This is a genomic window from Oscillibacter sp. UBA6647, assembly GCA_002455655.1.
Lineage (GTDB): Bacteria > Bacillota > Clostridia > Oscillospirales > Oscillospiraceae > Oscillibacter.
The window spans coordinates 3567-8925 of the sequence record DKLF01000152.1 but is presented as its reverse complement, the minus strand read 5'-3'; the positions used below and the strand labels follow the sequence as shown (position 1 = coordinate 8925).

The 5359-nt window shown below is 56.6% G+C and carries 4 protein-coding genes; all 4 read left to right on the top strand.

Features of this window, described 5'->3' with window-relative positions; genetic code table 11:
- The first annotated feature begins 69 nt into the window (after positions 1-69).
- The 4 genes from B2W96_RS11190 (at position 70) to B2W96_RS11175 (ending at position 5233) form a co-directional block, all read left to right on the top strand.
- A complete protein-coding gene (locus tag B2W96_RS11190; protein WP_293010427.1) occupies positions 70-2847 on the top strand; it encodes an HD domain-containing phosphohydrolase in 2778 nt (925 codons plus the stop codon).
- A gap of 10 nt (positions 2848-2857) precedes the next feature.
- Positions 2858-3388, top strand: a complete 531-nt coding sequence (locus tag B2W96_RS11185; RefSeq protein WP_293010425.1) for a 4-vinyl reductase — start codon at positions 2858-2860, stop codon at positions 3386-3388.
- Positions 3389-3422: 34 nt separating this feature from the next.
- Positions 3423-4643, top strand: coding sequence for a sensor domain-containing diguanylate cyclase (locus tag B2W96_RS11180; protein WP_293010423.1), 1221 nt, complete (start codon positions 3423-3425; stop codon positions 4641-4643).
- A gap of 167 nt (positions 4644-4810) precedes the next feature.
- Positions 4811-5233, top strand: coding sequence for a hypothetical protein (locus B2W96_RS11175; protein ID WP_293010421.1), 423 nt, complete (start codon positions 4811-4813; stop codon positions 5231-5233).
- Positions 5234-5359 lie beyond the last annotated feature (126 nt).

The window sequence follows — 5359 nt, the reverse complement described above, 5'->3', positions numbered from 1 at the left end:
ACAAGATGGTAAAAGACATGGATGGTTGCCATGTCTTCCACCAAATATATTGTAACAGGAGGCAACTGTGTGAAAAACGCCAAGCAAAAACTTATTCTGGCGTTAAAAAAAGGGTCAGTTCGGGGATTTGTGCTTATTGTGCTGGTGTTTACGATGTCTATTGGCCTGCTTTTACTGTGGGAGAAGCAAAAGCTGGACGCGGAGTTTGAGAGAATTGTCACTGCCAGTCTGAATACCAATACCCAACACACCGCCGTGGGCATCAAACGGGATATTGCGGGGGCGCTGAAGTCCCTGAAAACGGCGGAAGCCATGCTTTTAAGCTCCGAAGCCGGGCTTGCGGGAGATATTCAAGAGCGATTGGATCGGCACAGCGGCTTTGTGACCGGTGATTTTGTGACCTATCTTTCCACGGAGGAAATTGAAGAGGGGAAGCTGCTGATTAGCGAGGAGGACACGGGGCGGCTTCAAAAGGGCGTTACCGTCATCAGCGCGGTGGTTGGCGAGGAGGAAAAAAAGGATATTGTGATCATCAGGCCGCTGATTGGCGATTCCGGCATGATCGGTGCGCTCTGCGTCCGCCTGAAGGAGAAAAATTTGCTTTCCAGCGCTTCCGACGGCGGCGTGTATCAGAATCCGTATAGCTGCGTCGTCACCGGCAGTGGAGAGATTGTCTATAACACCTATCAGCCGGAGCACGGGGAAAATCTGTTTGACGATCTGCGCGGATACGGCCTGTCGGAACCGGAGGTCGGCAAAATAGTCGTGGGCGTGATGAATGGAGGGTCCTCCGGCGCAAAAATTTTTGGCAAGGGAGATACTTATTTTCTTTCCTCCGCACATCTGGAGTATAACGGCTGGTATCTGGTGACCGTTGTGCGGGGGCCCGATGTTCTGCTGCGCTCTGCCGTGTTGTTTCGGGATGTGGTGACTACCAGCATCACCACCATTCTGATTACCGTGTCGGCTGCGGGGGTTGTTTTGTATCAGCTTCTTTCCAACAAGGAAAAGCTGGACGCGGCCCAACGGAGCAACCGGGCGTTTGCATCGCGGCTTCAGGCGATGTTTGAGCAGCACAGCGCGCTGAAACTGGTGATAGACGCGGACACGGGAGAAATTATGGACGCAAACCCCGCCCTGCTGCGCTATTTCGGCTTTGAAAAGCAGGAGATGCTGGGAAAGAACGTGCAGGAGTTTAACCTTCTGCCCGGAGACATTCAGCTTCAAAAAATACATGGTGAAATGGCCGCGGGCGCGCTTTTTGAGGCCGCTCCCCACCGCCTGAGAAACGGGGAGACAAGGCTGCTGGACGTATACGCCTCCGAGATTTGGGACAAAGACCGCAGGCTGCTTTACGCGATTTTGTTCGACGTGACGGAGAGGGAGTGCTATCGGGAGGAACTACTCCGGGAGAAGGAGCTGCTGCGCACCACGCTCCAGTCCATCGGCGACGGCGTGGTCACCACAAACCGGGAGGGAATCATCACGGGAATGAACGCCGTTTCCGAGCGGCTGACGGGCTGGGGGGACGGACAGGCTTTGGGCAGGCCCTTTTCAGAGGTGTTTGTTCTGCGCAACGAGGAGACGGGACGACCAGCGGAGAATCCGGTGCAAAAGGTGCTGGAGACGGGGCTGGTAATGGGCCTTGCCAATCACACGGAGCTGGTGGACCGGCAGGGCAGACCTACCCCGATTGCCGACAACGCCGCTCCTATCCGTGGGGATGAGCGCCAGGATACCATGGGCGTTGTGATGGTGTTCCGGGATGTCAGCAGCGAAAAGGCCCACAGCAGGGAAATTGAGTTTTTGAGCTATCACGACTCTTTGACAGGATTGTATAACCGCCGGTACATTGAAGAGACGATGAGCCGCATGGACGCGGCGGGAGAGGCTCCGGTCTCGGTGATTATGGCAGATGTAAACGGCCTCAAGATCACCAACGACGTGTTTGGTCACAGCGCAGGGGACGCGCTGCTTAAAAGCGTGGCCAAGATGATGGAGGAGTGCAGCGGCAGGGGCGATTTTGTCGCCCGGCTGGGCGGAGACGAATTTGTGATTCTCATGCCGGGGAAGGGGCTGGAAGAAGCGGAGGCGGTCATCCGGTGCATCAGAAATATTCAGGTTGAAATCAAAGGGAGCAGTCTGGCGCTCAGCCTGTCGCTGGGGTGTGCGTGCAAGGACAACGCCGACACCGCCGTGCAGACCGCGCTGCAGCGGGCGGAGGAATACATGTATCAGCAGAAGCTGCTGGACGGCAAGAGCTATCGCAACGCCATCATCAGCACGCTGCTTGCAACGCTCTACGAAAAGAGCAACGAAACGGAGGAGCACTCTAAACGGCTGGAAAAATATTGCCACGCCGTGGGTAAAAAGCTTCAGCTCTCCTCTAAGGAGATGGACGAGCTGTCCCTCCTTGCCCTGCTGCACGACGTGGGGAAGGTGGGCGTTAATCCTGATGTTTTGAGAAAGCCGGGGCCGCTCACTGAGGCGGAATGGGATGAGATGAAGCGGCATCCCGAGATCGGCTTCCGCATCGCGCAGGCGACGCCGGAGCTTTCCAGCGTGGCGGAGATGATACTTTCCCACCATGAGCGCTGGGACGGCGGGGGGTACCCCCGGGGGCTGAAAGGGACGGAAATTCCTATGGCCTGCCGGATTCTCGCGGTGGCGGACGCCTATGACGCCATGACCAGCAAGCGCGTGTATCGGCCGGCTGTCACTGTAAAGCAGGCCACAGCCGAAATTCGGGAAAATATGGGCACGCAGTTTGACCCGCAGATGGCGGGCTTGATGCTGGAAGTGCTGCAAGAGGAATACGGGGATCTATTTTACGGGCCGCAGGCTTAGGGGAATTTTGATGAACACGGAGAAACAACCGCCTACTCATAATTGTTTCAAGTGGGAGAATCTGGGCGACGTCAAGAGCGGACGGGGAGACTTGGGCATGGATATGCCGGTGCTGGTCTATCGCCTGATGCAGTATACCATGCTGGATGTGCTGAGCCGGGAGTGCGGCAACCAGCAGGCCAACGCCTACTTTCGTCAGGCGGGCTATCTGGCGGGCGCGGAATTTGCAAAGCATGCGCTGGACCTGACAGTGGAGTTCGGCGGCTTTGTGGCGGACCTGCAAAAGGCGCTCAAAGAGCTGAAAATCGGCATCTTGCGGATGGAAAGCTATGTGGAGGATACCGGGGAGATTGTGCTGACGGTAGCGGAGGATTTAGATTGCAGCGGCATTCCCGTCACCAACGGAACCGTATGCTACTACGACGAGGGCTTTATCGAGGGGATTCTGGAGGCGTACACCGGTGAAAAGTACACCGTGCGGGAAATCGACTGCTGGGCCAATGGCGACCGGGTGTGCCGCTTCCGGGGAACGCCGGTTTAAGCCGGGGCGGCATGGAAAGTGATGTGAGTAATGTATGAACGCGGCGGCGGAGATTTTGCAGGGCTATCTGAAACAGGTGATGCACGACCCCGAGAGCGCCGTTTTAAACGTGGGGGAGTTGCCGGAGGAATTTCAGGAACTTGGAAACAGTATGGTTGCTTTCTGTAAATGTCTGGCGGACAACGCGAGACTTGCCAAGGCCATTTCCAAGGGGAATCTGAACGTAAAGCTGCCCCGACCCGACAATGAGCTGGCCGCTCCCCTGAAAGCGCTCCACGCCTCCCTCAGGCATTTGACGTGGCAGACCCAGCAGGTGGCCATGGGCGATTACCGTCAGCGCGTGGACTTTATGGGGGACTTTTCCGACGCCTTTAACACCATGATCGAACAGCTTGACCGGCGGAGGACGGTTCTCCTGGAGCAGATCCGCACCATGATGCAGAGCAGAAGTCTTTACGAAATGCTGGCCAAGCAGATTGAACAGCAGATCATTGTGACCGATGCGGACACCTCGGATATTCTGTTTGTCAGCAGCGCGTCGAACGACCTTCCCGTCAGCGATGACGGCGCGACAGAGTTGCTTGCGTGGCTGAAGCGACAGACAGACGCCATGCGCGGGAAGAGCGACATTTATGTGACGGAGCTGGAACTCCCGGCGGACGGCGGCAAGACACAGAATTTTTCCGTGTCGGTGCATCCCCTGCGCTGGGACCAGTACAATGCCATGGCGTTTGTGCTGGCCGACATCAGCGCGGAGCGGGAGCAAATGCGGAAGCTTCAGAATATTGCAAATTTTGACACGCTGACCCAACTGAACAACCGACGTTATGGAATGGAGACGCTGGAGAAGTGGATTGCGGAGAAGCGGAGCTTTGCCCTTTGCTTCATCGACATGGACGATTTGAAGCAGGTCAATGACCGGTACGGCCACGAGGAGGGCGACCGGTATATCATGGCCATGTCTGGGGCCATGCTGAATTTCTCTCCGAATGCGGTGGTCTGCCGCATCGGCGGGGACGAGTTTATGCTGCTTGTGGAAAACTGGGATGCGGAGTCAGCGGCGCAGCGCATGGAGCAGCTTCGCGGCAGTCTTGTGACGGCAGGCGCGGACTATGACCGCAGCATGAGCTACGGCGTGATTTCGGTGGGACCGGATAACACCATGCAGGCGGGAGACCTGCTGGCTGCCGCCGACGAAAAAATGTACGAATACAAGCGGGACTATAAGCTGCGGCAGAGGAAGCGGAAGAAATAAATTTCGGCTTTGCGGCGGAGCACGGGCGTATTCCGCTCTAAAAAATTTTACATACTATTTATTGCAGGATGAAATTCCAAACAAAACCTGTAACCATTACTGTAACCTCCTGATGCTATAATATAGCAAGTTTTAAAAAGTCCAAGAGGAAGGGACGTGGCACAAAAATGGAGGACAAGCGGTGGGACAGCCGGTACTGCGACACTGTGGTCTGCGTGGACGAGTGCGCAGACGGCGCGTGGAGGGGGCGGCTGATCAATCCGGGGCTTGAGGAGCCCGTTGCGTTTCGCGGCGTGATGCAATTTCTTCTGGAGATGGAGAGATTGCTGGACGATACAAAATTTCCGGAGCCTTTTGCGTGCACGCGCACCTTCGCTTCGGTGGAGCCGCCTATGGCGGGCACGGCTTCGGGCCCGGAGCAGGGCCGCGCGGCTACGTTCAGTCTGCGAATTTTATTTCGCCAAAACGCAAGTTGGCAGGGCTCCGTCCGGTGGCTGGAGGGCCGCAGGGAAGAGAGTTTCCGCAGTGTGTTGGAGCTGTTGCTGATGATGAACAGCGCATTAAGTCAGGAAAGGCCCGGCGGGGAGTAAAGCTGCCCTCATAAGCGGGAGGTACTGTGATTTTTGCCGTCGCTCCCACCCGCCTGACCGTTCCGGAGAAGCGAGACGGTAAAACCCACAGAACCCATTAACGGAGGTCCGGGCGTACGCCCGGAC